The sequence below is a fragment of the Providencia sp. NPDC089933 genome (assembly GCF_049545585.1).
GTDB lineage: Bacteria > Pseudomonadota > Gammaproteobacteria > Enterobacterales > Enterobacteriaceae > Providencia > Providencia huashanensis.
In genome coordinates, this window is the sequence record NZ_JBMWDT010000001.1 from 513,350 (window position 1) to 533,249 (window position 19,900).

General features: G+C 37.0%; 18 protein-coding genes and 1 pseudogene. 14 read left to right on the forward strand and 5 right to left on the reverse strand.

What is annotated here, in order from left to right; all coding sequences use genetic code 11:
* Positions 1–12: 12 nt before the first annotated feature.
* Both ACPEH5_RS02660 and ACPEH5_RS02665 read left to right on the forward strand, forming a co-directional pair.
* Positions 13–906, forward strand: coding sequence for a LysR family transcriptional regulator (locus ACPEH5_RS02660; RefSeq protein ID WP_042843944.1), 894 nt, complete (start codon positions 13–15; stop codon positions 904–906).
* 473 nt (positions 907–1,379) lie between these two features.
* Positions 1,380–1,859, forward strand: a pseudogene (locus ACPEH5_RS02665) (site-specific integrase); the annotation flags it as partial.
* A 193-nt stretch (positions 1,860–2,052) separates the two neighbouring features.
* Here ACPEH5_RS02665 and ACPEH5_RS02670 read toward each other — a convergent pair.
* The 3 genes from ACPEH5_RS02670 to ACPEH5_RS02680 form a co-directional block, all read right to left on the reverse strand.
* Positions 2,053–4,011 (reverse strand): nuclease-related domain-containing protein, encoded by a 1,959-nt coding sequence (locus ACPEH5_RS02670; RefSeq protein ID WP_318859373.1) that lies wholly within the window; start codon positions 4,009–4,011, stop codon positions 2,053–2,055.
* A 62-nt stretch (positions 4,012–4,073) separates the two neighbouring features.
* Positions 4,074–4,904: a DNA translocase FtsK gene (locus tag ACPEH5_RS02675; protein WP_281110835.1), complete on the reverse strand. Its 831-nt coding sequence runs from the start codon at positions 4,902–4,904 to the stop codon at positions 4,074–4,076.
* Between the two features lie 61 nt (positions 4,905–4,965).
* Positions 4,966–5,382, reverse strand: a complete 417-nt coding sequence (locus ACPEH5_RS02680; RefSeq protein ID WP_001967075.1) for a hypothetical protein — start codon at positions 5,380–5,382, stop codon at positions 4,966–4,968.
* Between the two features lie 137 nt (positions 5,383–5,519).
* Between ACPEH5_RS02680 and ACPEH5_RS02685 the strand changes: the two genes are divergently transcribed.
* From ACPEH5_RS02685 to ACPEH5_RS02695, 3 genes are all read left to right on the forward strand, one after another.
* A complete protein-coding gene (locus tag ACPEH5_RS02685; RefSeq protein WP_001967176.1) occupies positions 5,520–5,795 on the forward strand; it encodes a helix-turn-helix domain-containing protein in 276 nt (91 codons plus the stop codon).
* Positions 5,796–5,902: 107 nt separating this feature from the next.
* Complete coding sequence (locus ACPEH5_RS02690) at positions 5,903–6,244, forward strand: hypothetical protein (RefSeq protein ID WP_281110836.1); 342 nt, start codon at positions 5,903–5,905, stop codon at positions 6,242–6,244.
* 15 nt (positions 6,245–6,259) lie between these two features.
* The gene (locus tag ACPEH5_RS02695) at positions 6,260–6,571 is read left to right on the forward strand and encodes a hypothetical protein (protein ID WP_281110837.1); all 312 of its coding nucleotides are present in this window, start codon (positions 6,260–6,262) and stop codon (positions 6,569–6,571) included.
* A gap of 230 nt (positions 6,572–6,801) precedes the next feature.
* On the opposite strand, the gene ACPEH5_RS02700 is transcribed toward ACPEH5_RS02695, so the two are convergent.
* Positions 6,802–9,060 (reverse strand): autotransporter outer membrane beta-barrel domain-containing protein, encoded by a 2,259-nt coding sequence (locus ACPEH5_RS02700; protein WP_281110838.1) that lies wholly within the window; start codon positions 9,058–9,060, stop codon positions 6,802–6,804.
* Between the two features lie 634 nt (positions 9,061–9,694).
* Here ACPEH5_RS02700 and ACPEH5_RS02705 point away from each other — a divergent pair.
* On the forward strand, positions 9,695–10,129 hold the full coding sequence (locus ACPEH5_RS02705; RefSeq protein ID WP_281110839.1) for a DUF2787 family protein: 435 nt from the start codon (positions 9,695–9,697) through the stop codon (positions 10,127–10,129).
* Between the two features lie 69 nt (positions 10,130–10,198).
* Positions 10,199–10,720, forward strand: coding sequence for a hypothetical protein (locus ACPEH5_RS02710; protein ID WP_281110840.1), 522 nt, complete (start codon positions 10,199–10,201; stop codon positions 10,718–10,720).
* Between the two features lie 5 nt (positions 10,721–10,725).
* Here ACPEH5_RS02710 and ACPEH5_RS02715 read toward each other — a convergent pair whose 3' ends face one another.
* Positions 10,726–11,322: a hypothetical protein gene (locus tag ACPEH5_RS02715; protein ID WP_115166750.1), complete on the reverse strand. Its 597-nt coding sequence runs from the start codon at positions 11,320–11,322 to the stop codon at positions 10,726–10,728.
* A gap of 254 nt (positions 11,323–11,576) precedes the next feature.
* Between ACPEH5_RS02715 and ACPEH5_RS02720 the strand changes: the two genes are divergently transcribed.
* From ACPEH5_RS02720 to ACPEH5_RS02750, 7 genes are all read left to right on the forward strand, one after another.
* On the forward strand, positions 11,577–11,789 hold the full coding sequence (locus tag ACPEH5_RS02720; protein WP_272524065.1) for a helix-turn-helix transcriptional regulator: 213 nt from the start codon (positions 11,577–11,579) through the stop codon (positions 11,787–11,789).
* A 68-nt stretch (positions 11,790–11,857) separates the two neighbouring features.
* The gene (locus ACPEH5_RS02725; RefSeq protein WP_281110842.1) at positions 11,858–12,964 is read left to right on the forward strand and encodes a hypothetical protein; all 1,107 of its coding nucleotides are present in this window, start codon (positions 11,858–11,860) and stop codon (positions 12,962–12,964) included.
* A gap of 368 nt (positions 12,965–13,332) precedes the next feature.
* On the forward strand, positions 13,333–14,832 hold the full coding sequence (locus ACPEH5_RS02730; protein ID WP_281110843.1) for a hypothetical protein: 1,500 nt from the start codon (positions 13,333–13,335) through the stop codon (positions 14,830–14,832).
* A 258-nt stretch (positions 14,833–15,090) separates the two neighbouring features.
* Positions 15,091–15,714, forward strand: a complete 624-nt coding sequence (locus ACPEH5_RS02735) for a hypothetical protein (protein ID WP_163761945.1) — start codon at positions 15,091–15,093, stop codon at positions 15,712–15,714.
* 492 nt (positions 15,715–16,206) lie between these two features.
* Positions 16,207–16,839: a hypothetical protein gene (locus ACPEH5_RS02740; RefSeq protein WP_281110844.1), complete on the forward strand. Its 633-nt coding sequence runs from the start codon at positions 16,207–16,209 to the stop codon at positions 16,837–16,839.
* Between the two features lie 3 nt (positions 16,840–16,842).
* Complete coding sequence (locus tag ACPEH5_RS02745) at positions 16,843–17,550, forward strand: PIN domain-containing protein (protein WP_231039576.1); 708 nt, start codon at positions 16,843–16,845, stop codon at positions 17,548–17,550.
* Positions 17,551–17,687: 137 nt separating this feature from the next.
* Positions 17,688–19,898: an AAA family ATPase gene (locus ACPEH5_RS02750; RefSeq protein WP_163761947.1), complete on the forward strand. Its 2,211-nt coding sequence runs from the start codon at positions 17,688–17,690 to the stop codon at positions 19,896–19,898.
* Positions 19,899–19,900 lie beyond the last annotated feature (2 nt).

Here is a 19,900-nt window from a genome sequence, read left to right on the forward strand (position 1 = left end):
ATAGGTGAAGAAATGGACGTACGCGCAATACGATATTTTGTAGAGGTTGTACAACTTAATGGGTTCAGCCGAGCGGCGAAAAGCTTATTTATTACACAACCGGCAATCAGTCGAAGTATTCAAAAGTTGGAGCAGGAGCTTGGTTATATTTTATTAGTGAGGGCACCTGATGGGGTTAAGCTGACCGATGAAGGCGAAATTCTGTATCGTTACGGGGTGCAATTACTTGAACTTTTTAACAATATGAAAAAATCACTGAAGGAGAGGTCAGGACCATTAGCAGGTATCTTACATGTGGGTTTACCCCCAGTTATTGCTTCTACATATTTTGCTGACATAATCATGAAATTTAGCCAGAGTTACCCTGATATTGAGTTGAAAATTCATGAGTTAGGCACACGTAAAATGATGGATGCACTATTAAATGGAGAAGTGGAAACTGCTGCCGTTATGCTGCCATTTGACAATGAGGACTATGATTTACATATTTTTGCAACTGACCGCTTGGTACTCTTAGTGAATGAACAGCATGCATTGTTTGAGAAAGAAACGGTCAAGTTTAGTGAATTAGTGAATGAGCCTTTCATTTTCTTTTCAGATGATTTTTTAATTAATGAATTAGTTATTAGTGCATGTGGTATTTATGGTAAGCAACCAATAATTGCAGGACGTAGTCACCACCTAGATTTGGTTACTGCAATGGTTAAAGCTGGGGTTGGGGTGACATTGCTTCCTGATAGCATGTGGAATAAAAGCAATTCGAAAGGGTTATCAGCCATTTCGGTGATTGAGCCTGTACTGTCTTATGACTTAGCCTTAGCAACATTAAAAAGCAGTCACCAAAACCGCCGTGTAAAACTATGGCATGATTTGGCGGTAGAGATGCTTAAAGACCAAAGTCACTAGATTCCTGGTGTTTATTACTAAAAAATACGATGCAGGACGAAGCAAGTAGGGGCGGGTTTAAATGCATTGAGGCATTTGGTTTTATAGAAATATTGATGTTCAAGTGAAATAAAAAGTGTAAAGCCCATAGGTTTTATGCGCTTTACACTATTAGATAATAAAATGCATTAGTGTGAGAACTTAAGTGGTAGTTTACACATTAAACCCTAATTCGGGGTGTATTTATTTGATTTTTATTGATTTAATTTTGTGTTATTGATTTTGTACTCAGCGGTGTACTCATTTAGAACAAGGTGTCTGATAAAATAGCGTATTATTGTTAAAATTAAACAATTCCATACAATAAATTTACTTCGCAATGACTATTATAAAGTGGCATAAAGTTATATTTTCCTTTTTAGATAATATGCTAAAGAGCATTATAGGTAAAGTTAACTTGATTAGCTTGCTATCTATTGATACGGATATTACCAGTCCGTCTGACGCTTTGGACAGGCTGCCGAACTGGTGAAGTGTGCGCAATGGCTTGGGATGATGTGGATCTTGAAAAAGGAACTATTCATTTGAAAGAAACCAAGACAGGAATTGAACGATACGTGCAATTACCCGAGCAAGCAGTCACCTACTTGAAATCAATGCGCATGAACTCCGATAAATATCTTTTCCCATCTCAAGTAACCAAGTTGCCGATTCAACAAAAATATCTAACAGAATGTGCGTGGCGTTTACGCAAAGAAGGCAAGATGCTAGATATCCCTGATTGGTCACCTCATGATTTACGTCGAACAGTACGTACTGGGCTAGCTAAATTAGGTTGCCCCAATGAAGTGGGGGAGGCGATACTTGGGCATTCACGTAGTGGTATCGAAGGAACGTATGATTTATATGGTTATGAGAGTGAATGTAAGGTGTGGTTGCAGAAATGGGCAGATCATATGGATAACTTCTCTTGAGACGTTGAAGTGATTATATAAATAAATTTATCCTCGATCTACAAAATAGATATTACAGCTAGTTCTTAAATATTAAGAGTGTTTTACTTGGTGAATAATATTTGTATGGTTATGCTGATATTTTAATTATATGATATTTAAAAAATATGAAAGACATGATGTTGCGATCGTGTCTTTCATTGGTTATATAAGATTATAAGAAGTTTGAGATGATTAAATCATTACCTGTAAGCATATTCTCATGATCGATAGGATAATATCTTTCATCATATTTTAACTTATTGATAAATAGCTTTGTTTGTGGTGGATTTTCCATGTAGGTTAATAGTTCACTTGAAGTAGGTGATTCTCCTAACCAAAATTTATCGCTTTTATATATATTGTATTCCTTTCCATCTTTCAATATATCCATGCTTATGTATGGTTTTTTGAAGAATCGAAGAAATATAGAGCTATCTGTAATATATACATTATCCTCTGTTTTTGGATGTGTAAATGTATGATTAAATAGAACTACAGGGATTATTTCATAATTATCAAGATCTTCATCGAATTTTTCTTTGAATTTCTGTGGGTTGTTAATTAATCCATCTCTTAAGCGTTTAACTTGTTCTATATAATCATATAAATCTGATTTTTTATTAACAATGCTATTTATATAATTTTTAGTTGGGGTTCTATTTTTATATTCTAGAATAAAAACTCTAGAATCTAAAACCAAAATACAGTCATATTCGTATTCTTCATCATTGATTTTAAACTTTAAAGGTGAATGATTTAAGTTTAACCTTTCTAGGTTTTCATTCATAAACTCTTCAAATTTATAACCTTTTTTATCTGTAGCTATATTAAAGGTTGCAAATGTAGATAAAATAGCTTCATCGATTGATATAGTAACTAGTGATGGTTTACATAAGTAGTATAAACCACCTTTTACTTTGACTAATGGGGAATCAAATAGGTCTTTGCTTTTTTTATTAAAAGTCAGATAGTCTATTAGTAAATATGTTTTTTCTGAAGAGTTTAATCTATTATTTATCAGATTGAAAATTTCTTTTTTTGATAAAATTAAAGTTTGTGTTTTTATGTTTTCTTTTGCATACTTACTAAGCTCGCTATACCCAATAATCCATTCAATTAAAGTTAATTTACCATATTTTTTTGTGATAACATCATTTTTCAAGAATAACGTACTTTGAATAAACATTAGGGCACTAAATTCGGTAGAATCTTGTAGCCCAATACTTTTTATCATATCGAGAGGTATGTTTTCTTTAAAGTTTATTTCAATATTATTTTGGTATTTTTTGAAGAAATATCTTGCATTAGATATGATGTCAGATGCTAAATAATTATCTGTTTCTATATTGAATTTATGTACGTATCTATCTTTAACATTGCTATCTAAATTAATATCATTTTTTTCTATTTCATCTAATATTACTTTACTTTTAGTGTAACTTCCTCCAAAGCAAAGAGATTTATTAGAGAACTCTTCTAATTTAGCCCACGATATTGATGATGCCAATATTGATCCAGCTTCAAAAATAGATTCTTCACTGATAGTGATTTCAGGAGGTAATATAAGTGTTCCATTTATATCGTATAATTTATTTTCATATGCAGACATTTTCAAATACATGCAAAGATAAAAATTATAGGTTTCTATAGCAACATCTATATGAGCTACTGAACCATCCACACCTGTAATATAAGTACCAGTTAAACCATCACTCATACTTATTGTATGCAAAAGATTTTTGTTTCCTTCATTATAAGCATATTCAAATTCCGATTCTGCTCTATTTATGTGGGCCCAAATTTGTTTTTCTATATCATGTTTTGAGATGTAAGAGTTTTTTATGAAATTCTTTATTTTATCATATATTTCTTCAGTGCCTTTTAATATATCAAGGGTTTTGATTATATCTTTCTTATAAATATCATTAGGTATTTCAGCAATAAGATTTTCAAAAAAATTATCTCTTACCTGCCTTTTCTTTATGTCATGAATAATAATACTTTTATTGTTTAATACTGATAATTTTAATATCTTACCAAGTTGTGAATCATCAATTTCATTTAGTTTTTTGATCCCTTTCTCATCGAACTTTTCGAGTTTCTTAATTATTTTTTCATGTTCTTCTTTCATATACTATTCCTTTTTATAAGGTAATAAATGGGGTTATGATATTATCATAGATATAGTGACACTTATTTTTTATTAAGATTAGTCTGTAGCCTATATTTGATGCTCATTTTCCAATAAATTAAGTACCGCAAATAATCTCCTCCATCTTCTTGCAGCCCATGCACCAAGGGTTTCATGCTTTTATGGGGTAAATCAGGCCACTCACCAATTCCTCTTTGCTGATGAATATTTTCCTCAGATAGGCTTTCCCAGCCAGCCTCATTCGGCACCCATAAACCTTGCCACTCTTCCTGTGCTATACGGGGTAGCTTCCAGCAGGGCTGATAGCTAATGCGTCCATGTTGTCGTAGCACATCCAATGGGGTTTCAGGGCGCAGTGTGGCAAGGAAACGGTAAGAGCCAGCGTTGTTGCGGAGTGCATCTTGATAAATTTCATCATTGTGGGGTTCAATTAAGTACTCAAACGGCGAAGCGGATTTCAATATATTAGCCGTTCCACCTTCAATTTCGATTTCCTCGACCCAAACCACGATCCGTTGCCAGACGATAGCTTGTATTAGGCAGCGGTATTCGAGTGATTGCGTATCTAGTGGTGAATCAGTGAATAACGGTGTTTGTGATGTCTCAATAGGTGCTGTAAAGGCCGATGCATCAAAAGAGCCGCAGTGAGTTGGGTATCCGAGTACTTCACGATAATCATACTGGTTCAAGGGCGTAATCACACCCAAATACTCCAGTTGATGAATAATACGCTCAGCACGGTGAAATCCTATCCGAAAATAGCGCTGTAAACGCCTCGGTGATGCTCTGTTAATGAGAATGACATAATCAATAGCTTTAGCCGTTAATGGGTCATAGCTGCTGTCTAGCATGTTGTGGTGAGATAACTGCATAGTGCCTCTGAGTCAGTGACGAAAATACAGTTATTAAAATAACAAAAGATATCAAAAGATACTAATCTAATTCTTCCTGTTTCATTGTGAGTGCATTTTTTAATAACGCTTTTCTTTTCTCAACTGACAGTGATTTGTAGATTTCAAGTAAAAGGTTAAGATCTGCACTTTCAGAAGATAGTGTGTTTTGCTTGATGAGCTCTTTTTCATCCGTGTTTAGGATCACCTTAAATGCATCAATATGATAGAGGTCGCCGCGCTTATTAGGGTTCTTCTTGCGAAAGTGGGGATGAAGGGCTGTGATTGACTCTAGACGGACTCTAACGCCTTTCGCGGTGGTAGGGATATCCATATCTTTATATTCAGGGTAACGTGTTGGATCGTCTGCTTTTTCTTTTCCTATAGCAGCTAGCTCCCCACTGGTAAACCAGAGCTTGGGCGCATTATCCATTTCAGTTAGTTGTTTTTTATCAGTCATGATTTTTATAAATCCCATACATATCAAAAGGATAAAATAACCGCACTAGAAAGATGTTAAAATCATAAGGATATCTATTGATAATTCCCTTTAATTGGTTTTTAATAGACGAGGAATTAAACAGTGGAGTTATTACTATGTCTAACCCTGTAGCATCTCAAAAAAAGCCCCGAAAAGGAAGCGCTGCGGATTGGCACCGTGCGGATATTGTGGCGGCTTTGCATAAAAAAGGGGTCACACTAGCGCAATTATCTCGTGAGCATGGTCTTTCTTCTCGGACGTTAAATAATGCGCTAGAGCGAGCGTACCCAAGAGCTGAACAGATCATTGCGGATGTGATTGGCACGGCTCCCGAAACAATATGGCCGAGTCGTTACATCAACAAGCCACCCTCTAATAATCATGGACGGTAATTGAAATAGTCTAAATATTTACCCTTGCCTATCGGTAAGGCATTGCACCCATTCTGGCGTCAACATCATGGAAAAAAACCTTAATTCATTTAATTGAAGGAACAGTCATGTCTATCAAAAATAAATTGCAAAAAATTCGAGAAGAAAACGAAGCGAAAGGATTAAATGATCCGGCTTTATTTAAACAGCGTTTGCTCAACGGTGGCTTTGGATTAGCTAAAACCTTTTGGCTATTTTGGTTTTTACCGATTTTATTCTTAAATATCGTTGAATTTTTTATTACTAAAAAGGTGACATTGAATAAAGTAGAAGCATTGATTCTTATTTGGGATGTTTGCTGTTTTTACTTTATCGTGAAAATACCGAATCGTCGTGCTTGGTATTACGCGGCGTTGGTTGTGATTGCACTCGATATATTAGCAGGAATAACCGTAAATTTTCTGCTGTAAGGTGACAATGTAAAAATGAAACTTAACCAGTGGATGAAATTAAGCGTATTAACGGCGATGGTTGGTTTAACGGGATGTAATGAGAGCACCGTTAATTGTAACAGTGATGGTGCAAAAGCATTAGCGTTACAAGTGGTCAATCAACATGTCGGTTGGGCGATGTATGAGCAGCTTGAGAATGTGCGAACGCAACGTCAAAATACGCAACGAGGCGTTTATCTCTGTGCTGCCGAAGCAACGGGGAAAGCAGGCTCTGTCACGGTAATTTATTCCGTGCAGCTCGCGGATGATAAAAAAAGTTTTGTTGTTACGTTACTCAACGGTTAATTGCTATGCCAGCCTATTATTAGGTTGGCATTTTACCATTTGATGTTTCTATTCTTTCATTCACTTTCCACATCAATATTCTCCGCCATAAAAAAATCATCAACGTTGTTTAATCACGCCAAAGGGAGCAATTGAGATAAAAAGTCATCTAAAGACTGATTTTTAATATCGCATGGTGGAAGTGGTTTAAATAAGCCCTCAAACTGATAGTCGAGGGCTAAGTGAAAAGGTTAGAAACTGTATCTTATCCCCACAGTGCCACTGTACGGTGTTTCAAGCTTGTTGCCTTTGGCATAATTAAATTCACCATACATGTCCAGATCTTTAACAATGTTTGTATTCATACCAATACCATATTTCCCCGTTAAGCCAGACATATCATTGGTAAAGCGTTCGGTATTATTGATAGTGACATCATTATTTTTGATAAACTCTTGGCTTGCCGCCAGACGAATATAAGGTTTTGCATTACCGCCATTAGGTAGTGTAAATTCTTTACCCAATGTTGTACCTATCTCAGCTTTTAAAGAGCGGGTTGCATTCGCATTAACATGAAGATCATTATCAAACGTGTAGTGTGTTTTTTGTCCTTGGAATCCAGCGAGTTGAACATAAGGTTCAATTTGGTACGTATTGATATTAATATGTTTCCCTCCTTCAAGAGAGAATCCAATTCCATTGGTCGCATCATTGGCTTTCGATGTACCTTGATTGAAGCGTGCATTATTCTCACTAAAGAATCGATTTCCTTTGAGTACGCCATCGACGTAGTAGCCGCTATTGTGTAACCATGTCGCATAGAGGCCTAAACTGTAACTTTTGACTTGTCCGTCGCTGCTTGCTGCATCAAGAGATGAGTAGGAATAACCGAACTGACTGCCGAGGAACAGTTTTCCATTAGTTACATCAAGCTGTCGATCGCCGCCGAGGACAAACCCGTTCATGTCCTGTTTGTAGCTTGTCTGGTTATTATTAACGCGGTTACGGGCAGTTATGTATTTCAGCCACACACCATTTTGTTCAGAATCTGCGTGGAGTTCGCCTAGGCGGTTGCGTAAGACGGATAATTCGCTCGCCCAAATTGTTGGTGTGACGTTTGCGAGCATCATGGCATTGCTCGAAGATGCCGATAAATTGCCGCTGCGTTGGAGCCGCCAGTCATCGCCATCTTGGTAAAGCGAATAGTTGTAAGCGCCAATATCAGTATCACCAGAGAACGTATGAGCATCACTGCCTTTTGCTTCAATGAAACTTGAATCTAACGCCGATGTGTTTATTTCTTTACCTTGACTGTTAATATTGACATTAAAATGCCCGTCAATAGCGTCAGTCACTTGTAATGTGTCATGCTCTCCCGATGTGGCATCTATACGCAGAGTAATGTTGTTATTGTCACCTTCACCTTTCAGTTCTTTCACGGTAAGATGCCCCGCATTGAACTCTGGTGTGTTACGGCGATAAGAGGCTTGTGAAACAGACGCCCCCTCAAATTGAATATTGGCATCATACAACTCAATGATTTCCGCAGATACATCCCCTGAGACGGTCAATGTTCCTTGCTGATTAAAGACGTTGCTACCAGTGAGTGTGGCATTTTGAACTTTAGTTTCTCCTCCAACGGTCGTTATATTTTCAAGAATAGCGCCATTTTCAGCCCATAGGGTGCCGCCTTCATTGACGGCCACATCGGTTGCTTTTGTATCCTTATCAAGCGCCAGTATGCCATCTTTATTAATTGTTACACCATTAGCTGTAGTTATGCCTGCATTCGTCCTAAACTCGTTGTTATCGAGGTCATTATCCACTGAAAGTTCTAGACGCCCTCCGGCATTGATGGTTGTATCCGTGACGATAGCTCCTTCTGACGCACTCAGAACGCCACCATTGTTAATATGGGTGTTCTTAGCTGAACTACCATTACCGATAACAGAAATATAGGCTTCATCGGTTTTTAACCCATCAACGGCATCATTAGAGCCTACTGTTGAATTAGTGATTGTGCCCCCGTTGTTAACTTCTAATACACCGTGATAATTGACTTTTGATTGGTCGGCTGTACCACCGTCGACCTTTTGGATCCCACCTGCATTGATGATGGTGCCCGTCGCCGTGCCATAAACCCATTCTGTCGCTGAATCATACCGACTTCCATCATCAAATGACGACCCTGAACCGGTTGGATTTTTCTGTCCTGTTAAAACGGTATTATTTGATTCACCGTTTACTCGTAAATTGCCATTTTCCTTAACGGTCATATTTGACACTGTTTCCCCAGCCTCAACGGTGCAATTATCGGTCACTGTTGTGCCATTGACACAACGGCTATCATTGGCAAAGGCAGGTATTGAAGCCAGTGATGATAATGCTGAAAGTGCGATGATACCCGCTGTTTTCTTACCTTTTGCATGGGTTAGTTCAGAGACGGCAATCAACGCGTTTTGGACAGCGCTCCAGACAAGACGATAGTTTGTATTTAATTGTTTTTTCATAATGACATCTTTATTAATTGATGAAAAAAATGGATAAGCGCCTGTTAAAATAGGCGGTTACATCGATTATTAGGTTCACTTGATAACCTTTTGTAGAACAAAATAACAAAAATTTTAATTAAAAAGGGCTACAACGTGTGAACCTATCAAACACAAGTTTACAAAATATGATCTGTTTTATCTATCAATATGATCAAAACGATTGTTAAAATCAATTACGCCTATCAATAATGATTTATCGATCGTTAAAAACGATCGGTCATGGATTATTGAGATTCTTATGTGAGTTGAAAATTTGAGGAGGATTGTCATAAACGTCCGGATATAACGCGAGGATAAAGGGGGATAGGAGATTCTTTGGGTAGTGGGTAGTTTCAAATAAATCTGATGTACGGATATTTTACGTTTTGGGCTAACGCGAACGTTGATAGTGTCTTCATTTCAATAAAAATCACTGTACGTATATCAAAATAGCAATGATGGCTAAATTCAGTAACTATCTGATTATAAACAATAAAATACTTTACTTTGCTAGTGATTATGGTAAAATATTAGCATGGCACTATTGTCCAAAATATGATTGGGTTGTGCTTATACAGTTTATTTCCACTTTTTTATTTAAAGGCAACTTTATATGACTATTCATCAGTCAGGGCTACACTTGCCTGTCGCACAAGTATTTAGCCAATTGTTATTACATGAACTGGACAATTCAGTTGTTAACTCAGCGATTGATTTAACCACTGTTCGGGCGGTTACAATGAATTTTCGAGACCCATTGTATAGTGCTGAAACAGGCGGCTTCCATCCTGTTGAAATACGCTTGTTTCGGCTGCATGAGCAATGGCAGTTTGATTATGTGACAGATTTTTCATTCATGGGGAGCTATTATCCTGAGCTTGAAAAGGAACTCGATATTTGTTGGTCGCAGGGTTATATCTATCATTTTATGATGGGGGATATTGATGAAGAAGAGGGTGGAGCACTGTTTGAACTGTGGCAACGCAATTTTATTCAATACCACAAAATGAAATGTTACGAAGTCAGTATTCAGTGGGAAACTCACTAATTAAGTAAAAATAATACCAGCGCTGGTGATCTCATTAAGTACAGTACAATCAATAGAAGGTTTGAGTTGATGTTGATACCGTCCAAGCAAGGGGATTTAGATTGCCTCTGTGGGATTTACAGTCTGGTCAATATGGGTACATGGTTCTATGGAGACCGCATTAAGTCCCGCCCATTATTTAACTATCTTCTGCGTGAATACAGTCAATACTGGTCACTGTACAAGTGTTTAACCCAAGGTATTGATGTTCCTGAGATGGATTACTTGATTAAGCGCCTAACCTCAAAATACCCATCACAAGCCCCTCTACGCGTCACCACGCCATTTCGTTACAAAGATGGACTTACAACACAAAAAATATTGTCTGCATGCGAGGCTTTCCTAAGCGCTCATACAACGTCACGTCGGCTTATTCTTCTGGGTGATCAGTGGCATTGGTCGCTGGTGGAGCATATGGACAGTGAATATCTCTATTTCTTTGATAGCCACCAGCAAGAGAAAGTGAGCCGCACCAGCTATGGATTAAGAGGTAACAAAGTACGGCGGTTGTATAGTGAATCTGTTTATTTTGTTGAAATATCACCTTTATAAATAGGTTATTTTTTCAATGTATTTAACTTTTTAAGTTTATTAATGACCGATTGAGTATCTAGCAAATATAAAATATCTAACGGTGTCCATGTTGTAATATTTCTTTCATCAAAATTATTATTGAATATATAGGGAGGAATGAAACACTTTGTTTTAGTCATGGATTTGGCAATTGATTTTAGTTCTCCTTCGATTATTTTCTTTTCTTTATTATCAGGAAGTGTTTCAAATTCGTTTTTAAGAATGAAAATGTTTTTGTTTAAAACACATTCTTTCCAAATGGTTTTAAACGTATTTATTAATAATTTTGCATTGTCATTTTTAGACTCAATAACTGCGGTAATATAATAATAATCGATAACATTCATAATTGTTTGGCTGAAAATTCGTCCTGTGGCTTTTTCTCTTTCCATCATGTCATCATGACCAAAATGAACACAGATTTCTCTCAATCTTGTTTTATTTTTATCATGCATGTTAATGGTGAATGGTGCGCCTAATTTTTTCAGTCTATTCTCTCTGCTTGTTTTTGCCCTTTTGCAATTATCTTCCTTTTTATTTTCTTGTTCTATCTTCTTTCTCTGACCTATTTTTCCAGACATTAGATGCTCCATTTTGTGACAGTCATGTAGTTCTCATGAGTTTAGTAAAAACACCCAATAATTGTGACGGTCATACATCACGGTGATTTTTATGTGTGACCGTCACTAATATTTTAAAGAATTTTAGCAGGTTTAGTCAAGAAAATCACTGTGACCGTCACTTAATCTGCTTTTTTGTTGTTGTGACTATCACAAAATAGCCGTTCTGAGTGATTGTAAAGAGTAACTCCATAAACTGACAGGAGTTATGTCTCATGCAACACGAACACTTTTTAACAATGAAACAGGTTTTAGAAATCACCCAGGTCTCACGCGCGACAATTTACCGCTGGATCCGTGCAGGGGGGTTCCCTGCGCAATATTCTTTGACTGTATCAGGGCGTACTGCTCGTTGGAAAGCTAGTGAAGTGCAGAAGTGGATCGACGAGTGTGTGAAAAAAGGGGGCAATAACTATGTGGATCTATAAGCCTGTTATAACCCCTTTATATGATTATATAGAGAATAATAATATTCAAGTAAGTGATGGGGGTAGCTATGTCTACCCTTAAACCTAATATTGATAATTTGAAGAAATCAATTGCTATTCCTCATGAATTAGGTCATTACGAAATGATGCATAGAATAGATAAACTTAGTATTGTAGGTGATCTTGAAATTGATGATACCGATGAATTGTTCGATAGATTAAATAAGATGAAAGGCAGTCGTTTTTATTCAATTAGAAGAAGAAAAACGAAAAGTAAATATATTAAGAAACTTTATCGCTATCAAGTTAAGGTGAAAAACAAATATAATCCGAAGCAAGCATTTATGATCTATTATAAGCCGACGGAAATGGATTTTAAGAAAACAGATAAATATCAAGGAAGAGGTGCTGTTAGGTTTGAATTTAGTCCTCAACATTTTACTGTTGATGATATTAATAAATTAGTTCTTTATTTAGGAAAGAAGAAGCGCCTAGGTAAGTATCTGTATAAAATATTGAAAAGCGCATGGGTGACTCGCATTGATTATGCTTTAGACATATATGATATGCGTCTCTCAGACTATCATATTGGTTTTAAGGGGGCATGTTGTGGCGAACGTTACTCAAGTGAAGGAGAGTTTCAAGGGCAACGGCTTGGTAGCAATAAATCAGAGTATCACGCCTCTTGCTATGAGAAGCTGGATGTTGGTGATGACTTAGACACTTTACATGATAAAGATCTACAACTGATAATCACTAATTGGCGCGAAATACAGGATTACCGCCGCTTCCTGCGCTTAGAAGTTCGTTATAAACCGAGATGTAAAGCGCTATTATTACGAGATATTCGCAATCTTCACAATTTGCTGGAACGTATTGGGTTCTATAAAAAGCCACTGTGTACCAAAGAAGGGGATTTAGATTGGGAGTTGTTACTGTCGGGCATGATATTACCTGAGCTACGCGATTATGTGAATAAAACCAACCCAAAGGAGGCTAAAAAGATCTTAAAACGTCTAGATAATAGATTGAAAAACAATCAAGTTGATCTTTTCGATAAAGATGAAATTTGGTACGACTTTCATTTATTGGTTGAGAAGCTCGGCATTCTTGGCAATGATGCTCTTTGGCAGAAGAGTTTGCGTGAAAAGTGGGCTCGCAAACACGGTTATTAGTAGCCTGTATCACGGGTAATGGTGTTGGGTCGCTGCGGCGGTATTGTGTGGCGACTCAACATAATAATATATGTATATATCAATGCTGGTTACCAGCATAACAGCAAGTTTTAGCAAGCATCATAAGCATAATGGCTATGAATAATAACGTTATCTATATATGGCTATAGCGTGGGATATTGGGGGGTAGCTATTTTCGCCTAGACCGCGAGTTGTTCGTCTTAACGGATCGTTTTGAGTAGCTGGCACGGGTATTTGACGCTTTCTCGGTTTTTCTAATCACCTACTAAAAAATGGGGTTAGCGGTAACCCCCATTAAAAATGCATTTGCGTAATTCAATTTACTATTAACAACATGGTAAATTGAAATGACAGCATATATCACCGAAGATAACATTCTTGTCACAGAAGCTACAGTTGAAGCCTATAAAGCGATTGTTTTGAGTGTTCCCTTTGATAAGACCGTCGATCAACGTCAAAAATCTAAATATCACCGTGCAATTGCTTTGTTCTTACAGCATATTATCTGCAGTGCGACAGTTAGCAAAAATACGAAGAAAAAAGCGAGGTTTAAAGGAAATAAAAAATGGACGTACTCTGTGCCATTTCCTGCTGAACTAGGGAAAGAGAAATTCCCTATGATTTTTAAGCAAAGTCGTGATTTAGGCTTAGAACGCGGTTTAGAGTGCTTAGAACAAGCTAAAATTATTAAAATTATCCAACATAGCTATGGAACCCATAAGTGCCGAGAATTTGCTTTATCTAAAAGTGTCCTTAAAGCCTTATTTCCCGGTAAACGAAAGGATTATCTTAAACGTACAGATCGCTATACCTATTTGACGAATATTTTTGATAAACGTAAGAAACCCGAAACACTGTATAAACTGATGTTAAAAAGCTCTTACAACGTAAAGCCGCCTAAGCATAAACTAGCGATTGAAAATGACAATTTTAGACAGCGTATTATCAGTGCGTATCAACAACTCGAAGCATTACCTATCAACCTTGATAAACTACAAGCATATTGTAATGACCATCCTACCGCAAAGAATAAGAGCTTTTATTTTAATTTTATCTCTCATTTGATGGAGGTGGGCGTCAAGATAATTAGCAAAACGCCATTGATTATTGAATATCGACAAGCGTATAAAACCGCCAAAGTGGGAAGCCGTTCTTTTGAGATAGGTACAGGCTTTCAATATTTACCCAGCAAGATGAAATGGGCATGTTTAGCCAACGGGTACAATTATGATATTAAAGGGTGTCAGTTAGCTATCTTAGAGCAAGAATTCAAGAAATATGGCATTAGCACCGATTCACTATCTGTATTAGAAACCGACTTTATCAAAGATACGCTAGGGGTAGATGATGCGCTCGTTAAAACTATCCGCTACGGCACTATATTTAATGCTGGAATAGTTAATTTTTCGCCTAAGGGGAATATGGTGAAAAAGCTAAAAAAGCTTTATTCCGACGATTATGTATCAGAAATGCTGAAACATTGGGAATTAGAAACAAAAGAACTTTGTAACAGTTTAAACCTGCTTCTTGACGAGTATCTAAATACAGGAAAGAAAAACGGATATGGGTTATGTGTTACAAATGCGGTAGGACATCCATTTAACACAACGTGGAGGAAGTTACATAGCGGTGAGTGGAAAAAATGGACTAAAGATAGTAAAAAGATGAAGCGAAAGTTGCTTGCCCATATGATTCAAGGACTAGAAAGCCGTGCAGTCTATGATTATGTGAGTTCACACAGCGGTGTTTGTGCATTAGAACATGATGGATTTGTGAGCTTGCATAAGCTGTCTGATGGTGATTGGCAGCACGAGTATTTGGAGATAGTGTTGAAGCATAGCGGTTAGTCGTGAATCGAAGCTAAAATTAATTTGGGGGAAATAGCTTGTATAATCTTAACTGCACAGGATCATACTTAATTAAATGGGCGTTCTGTACCAGAATTGGTAGTAAAGTTACTCATAGCTATTGCGAGTACTTTTTTGTGTGCATATTTTTATTATCACTTGATGAAAACTTGGATTTTTCAGTATTGTATAAACTTGATAAAATTCGAGTGAAGTTGGTTTATGCGGGAATGTGATTTGTAAACGTTAGGAGTATATATGACTAAGCTAGTTGAGCCTGAAGCTCTTCAGATGCTAAGGCATCGTTTTTCTCGAACGATCGAGATGAGGGTGGCATATAATACTTTCCTTAATAGGGAAGTACTTGCAGGAAATGATAAAACATGTCTCAATGACATTATTGTGTTCCAGACTACTCATACATTACTTATTGCTTACTACTCATTTATCTTTAGTCTCTTTGATCCTAGTGCTGTCAACTTCAGAAAAATAACTGAGGAAATTTTACCTCACCTTCCACCAGATGCGCATGGGGCTAGGGATTTGGTTTTGGAGCAATGGGAAAAAATCGAAAAGCCACTTACAATAATCAGAAATACTATTGGTTTCCATCATTCGGCAAAGCAAAAAGGTGCAAGCACGGGTTATCAAAATTATGAAAACATTCATCCGTTATCGACGAAATTGATAATGCAAGCGTTAAGAGTGTTCTTCCGCCGAGTAGATGGTGTGTTCGAATCAAGCGAGCCTTATGGTATTACGCCTGACGAGGATGACACTGTGGCTCTAATGGCACAAGTAAGGAAGTTAAAGGAATATATTGTTGAAAATCCTCATGAAGAAGTTTTCAAGAGCCTGCGTACCTTATTGAGTGACTTCTAACCTTTCGGTCAAAGCAATGTCAACTGTAACACTGTTGAATACGCAAACTCCCGCTTCTCTCTCAAAGCAGACTGTCAGATTTGATTGTATGCTGCCAGTGAAAGCCATCAGATCAAGTCTGAGAAAATACAGTTGAATTGCACTACTCTGGACTCAACTCGCCAAATTCAAATCACGATGCAGCCGATCCGAAATGTTACTCTGGCTCTCTTCTGCCCCAAAATCGTTTAGTTTGAGACTCCTAACCACTTTCTCATGTCATATTCTTGACCAACTTTCTCTGATAGTAGACTATGAGCTTAGTTGAGCACTTATGACTATACAGATATGTTCTGAAATTTGTGAGTGCAAGGAAATATAAGACCAATAGAACAGTATGTCGCTGCATGGTGTCTGTATTTTATGAAAATATTATATAGACAATGTCTGCTGAAAAGACACTGTTATTCTTCCCGATGGGCAATATCCCAGATTTTGAAATCGAGGATTGTTATGAAAACATTTAAAGACGTATTTATCAGAGTTGGGGATGTGGGGATTATTGACTATATAAGAGATGTAACGAATGAGCTGAAAAAGCCTTGGAAGCGAGCTTACGAAAACGAAGAGAACTCTAAGTATCTTGGTGAAGTTGCTTTTTGTTTTCAGCGAGAAGGCGATTCAGCATTACCTGCTGCGGGTCTGAGCATTTTTCAAAAAGATGGCAATTCATGGTATATCCCTAACGTTGTGCCGATAGAGACAGGACAGCTAAGTTATGAAGAATATAATGAAATAATTACAGACTTCTACGAAAGCTGTTTGATGCCTTTATCCGCTCAGCACGATATTACTGTTGAAATAAGCACTGGTGAGCTGAAGGATGAAGATATTGTTGGAGAAATTCCCGCTAAATTATTAAAGACATTTTCTAATTGTGCCAATAAATCAACTGGGAGTGCGCATCCATCGGACAGGAATAGATGGCTTGAATTTATTGTCGCAGCATGTAATTCAAAAATTGATATTGACACAGGTAACCTAAAGCGTTTGTTACAGCAACAAGGTTGGAGCGAAGAAATTGCATTGGGTCTTATAATTGAATTTGAGTTTGGCAGAGATCTTATTAAACACATGGAGGGATAAGCCATGTGTAGAAGTGTTAGTGATATTTGTAATGACATTATGCAAAAAGAGAGTCCTGTACTCTTCATTGATACCTGCTCCATTCTTAATATCATCAATTCATTACACATGAACAGTTTATCTGAGAGGTACGCTATTTCAGCACTCGAACTTAGCAAGCTGCATGGGAATGATATTTGGCTAACTACAAGCCAAAATGTAAGGGAAGAATGGAACGATAATATAGATTCTGTAATTGCAACTATGGAGAGAGAAGTCTTAAAAATAGATCGTAATATTTCATCTATGCTCACGGTTAGTAATACTCTACTTAATGCTTCTTACTCTTTGCCACAGAAAATATCATCTTTAAATATCTCTGCGCATATACGATCACTTTCTAAAACAGTCTTAGATACATGCCTTTCGTTAGAGAGAAAAGATGCTCACACATTGCGAGCAATGCAGAGAGTTAGAAAAAATGAGGCACCAGCCAGAAAGGGAAAACCTGAACCAAAAGATTGTGAGATTGTTGAGTGTTTTCTGGAGCTTGGCCAAAAATTAAGGGCTTCTGGATTTTCTAAGAAGCTCATATTCTTTACTGCGAATAAAGATGATTTCGGCACTAATAAAGAACTAAAGCAGCCGCTAGATAGCCAATTTTCTGCTATAAACGCAGAGCTAATTGACAATATTGACCATGTTTTGGCTATTGCAAAAGGCCAAGCATAACAAGCGGCGGCTGTTGGACGTTAAGTGCCTGTGTTACTCGGAAATAATGAGTGCTGCTTTAGAGTCAATAAGTAAATAGGCATATATCAGTTCAATATTTTTCTAGAAATATAATGTAATCAGATTCCAGAGGACGTATGCACATCACAAAGCTCTCTCTAGTAAATTACAGAAATTTTAAAAACGTAAAGTTTCTATTTAATAAGGGAATAAATACAATTATTGGCGAGAATGGTTCTGGTAAGACTAACTTATTCCGAGCGATGAGATTGCTGCTTGATAATTCAATGCCTCGCTCGGCAACTAAGCTTGCTGAAGGCGACTTTTGTAGGACATTAGGTGATTGGCGTGGTCACTGGATCGTTATTAGTATTGAGTTTAATGACATTGCTAGTGATGAAGCTAGTCAGTCTTTATTTCTTCATGGTGCAGGGAATGCGGAGGATGAAGTTGTTACTAGAGCAACATACAATCTGATTTTCAGACCTAAAGCAAACATCCGTCAAGCACTGGCACAACTTACAATAGGGGATATAGTTGCTCTAGAAAGGTATTTGGATTGTATAACTATTGATGATTATGAAACCGTCCTTACTGGCAAAAGTATCGCTGATTTCAATGACCCAGTTGTATACAAAAGTATAGTTGGAGACTTCGAGAGAGTCGATTTTCCTAGGGTATTAAATAACCCTGACATTGGTATACGGTTGCCGAACATTCTCAATATGCCGAATGAAGTTTCATTTACCTTTATTAAAGCACTAAGGGATGTAGTATCGGATTTCCATAGCAATAGAACCAATCCTTTGCTCACACTATTAAAGGGTAAATCCGGAAATATTAATCAAACTGATTTCCAGCCTATTGCAGATTTAATTGAGACATTAAATAATGAGATTGAAGCTCTATCAGACATTTGTGACGTTCGTGATGATATTGTAACTACTATTAGTGATACAGTAGGAGATACATATTCACCTAATTCAATCTCTATTCGCTCTAGTTTGAGTAACGAGTCTGATCAGTTATTTCAATCATTAAAACTCTTTGTCGCAGAGTCAAATGATGGTTACGAGGGGACCATACATGAAATGAGTTTAGGCGGTGCTAACCTACTTTTTCTCACACTAAAGCTACTAGAATTCAAATACCAAAAAGCAAATCAATCTATTGCTAACTTTTTACTAATTGAAGAACCAGAAGCACACATCCACACCCACATTCAAAAATCACTTTTCGACAACATTAACTATGAAAACACTCAGATAATATATTCAACTCACTCATCTCACATATCAGAAGTGAGTAATATTAAGAGTATGAATATTATAGGTTTTGTTGATAGTATTTGCGAAGTATTTCAACCTTCCGTAGGGCTTAGTGACGAGAAAGTGGGATTCGTTCAACGTTACCTTGATGCCATCCGTAGTAACTTACTATTTGCCCGAAGTGTTGTTTTAGTCGAAGGAGATGCCGAAGAGATCCTTATTCCTATTTTAATGAAAAAAGTTTTAGGATTGAGCTTAGATGAAGTTGGTATCACTCTAGTCAACATCAGAAGTACTGGTTTCGAGAATATTGCAATGTTATTTGATAATGAAAGAATCAAAAAGCGTTGCAGCATTATCACTGACCTAGATGAAGCCTTCTTTGATACAACGATTTATTCTACAGATAGTGACTCAGATAAAAAGAAGAAAGAGAAAGCCCTTGGCTCTCAAGAAGCTGGCCTTGCTCGTAAAAGTAGGCTTGATTACTTCTGTCAAAATAACCCTTGGATTTCGGTTTTTTATGCAGATCATACGTTTGAGGTTGATTTTATACAGTCATCCAACAGCAATTACCTCAAGAGCATTGTTGGAGATGTGTACACTCAACAAGCTACGATAAATACTGCTATAACTGAACTATCTTCAACTGATATTGCTATCTCAGGTTCAAGAGCATTAACTATGGCAAACTATCAAGGTAAAGGTTGGTTTGCTCTTACGCTAGGTAAAGTGGTTGACTTTAAAGTAGCTATTCCAGAGTACATTTTTGATGCCATCAAGTTTGCGCATGGAGACTTCAATGCAGGACTTACTTTCAAAATACTTAAACACCGTTACGACTCAGTCATTGAACATGTCAAATTTGGTAGAAAAATTATCGAAAGTCTGAATGCAAATGGTGATACGGCTCTAAGGCAGCAATGGGAAACATACTTGACCCCATATGAGACTGGTTTATTAATATTCACTCCTAAGTGGGAAGCCTTTAATCCAGTCGATGGCGACATAGCTACACTCAAAATCGACCTAATGAACGATTTACCTTCTGAGCAAAACGACATATTAGCAAGGATATAATC

Coding starts and splice junctions, on each gene's coding strand:
- ACPEH5_RS02675 (WP_281110835.1), bottom strand. CDS start 4,904: ATGCAGTTATCTCACCACAACATGCTAGACAGCAGCTATGACCCATTA.
- ACPEH5_RS02745 (WP_231039576.1), top strand. CDS start 16,843: ATGTGTAGAAGTGTTAGTGATATTTGTAATGACATTATGCAAAAAGAG.
- ACPEH5_RS02725 (WP_281110842.1), top strand. CDS start 11,858: ATGTCTACCCTTAAACCTAATATTGATAATTTGAAGAAATCAATTGCT.
- ACPEH5_RS02695 (WP_281110837.1), top strand. CDS start 6,260: ATGAAACTTAACCAGTGGATGAAATTAAGCGTATTAACGGCGATGGTT.
- ACPEH5_RS02715 (WP_115166750.1), bottom strand. CDS start 11,322: ATGTCTGGAAAAATAGGTCAGAGAAAGAAGATAGAACAAGAAAATAAA.
- ACPEH5_RS02740 (WP_281110844.1), top strand. CDS start 16,207: ATGAAAACATTTAAAGACGTATTTATCAGAGTTGGGGATGTGGGGATT.
- ACPEH5_RS02705 (WP_281110839.1), top strand. CDS start 9,695: ATGACTATTCATCAGTCAGGGCTACACTTGCCTGTCGCACAAGTATTT.
- ACPEH5_RS02670 (WP_318859373.1), bottom strand. CDS start 4,011: ATGAAAGAAGAACATGAAAAAATAATTAAGAAACTCGAAAAGTTCGAT.
- ACPEH5_RS02750 (WP_163761947.1), top strand. CDS start 17,688: ATGCACATCACAAAGCTCTCTCTAGTAAATTACAGAAATTTTAAAAAC.
- ACPEH5_RS02700 (WP_281110838.1), bottom strand. CDS start 9,060: ATGAAAAAACAATTAAATACAAACTATCGTCTTGTCTGGAGCGCTGTC.
- ACPEH5_RS02730 (WP_281110843.1), top strand. CDS start 13,333: ATGACAGCATATATCACCGAAGATAACATTCTTGTCACAGAAGCTACA.
- ACPEH5_RS02690 (WP_281110836.1), top strand. CDS start 5,903: ATGTCTATCAAAAATAAATTGCAAAAAATTCGAGAAGAAAACGAAGCG.
- ACPEH5_RS02710 (WP_281110840.1), top strand. CDS start 10,199: ATGTTGATACCGTCCAAGCAAGGGGATTTAGATTGCCTCTGTGGGATT.
- ACPEH5_RS02720 (WP_272524065.1), top strand. CDS start 11,577: ATGCAACACGAACACTTTTTAACAATGAAACAGGTTTTAGAAATCACC.
- ACPEH5_RS02735 (WP_163761945.1), top strand. CDS start 15,091: ATGACTAAGCTAGTTGAGCCTGAAGCTCTTCAGATGCTAAGGCATCGT.
- ACPEH5_RS02680 (WP_001967075.1), bottom strand. CDS start 5,382: ATGACTGATAAAAAACAACTAACTGAAATGGATAATGCGCCCAAGCTC.
- ACPEH5_RS02660 (WP_042843944.1), top strand. CDS start 13: ATGGACGTACGCGCAATACGATATTTTGTAGAGGTTGTACAACTTAAT.
- ACPEH5_RS02685 (WP_001967176.1), top strand. CDS start 5,520: ATGTCTAACCCTGTAGCATCTCAAAAAAAGCCCCGAAAAGGAAGCGCT.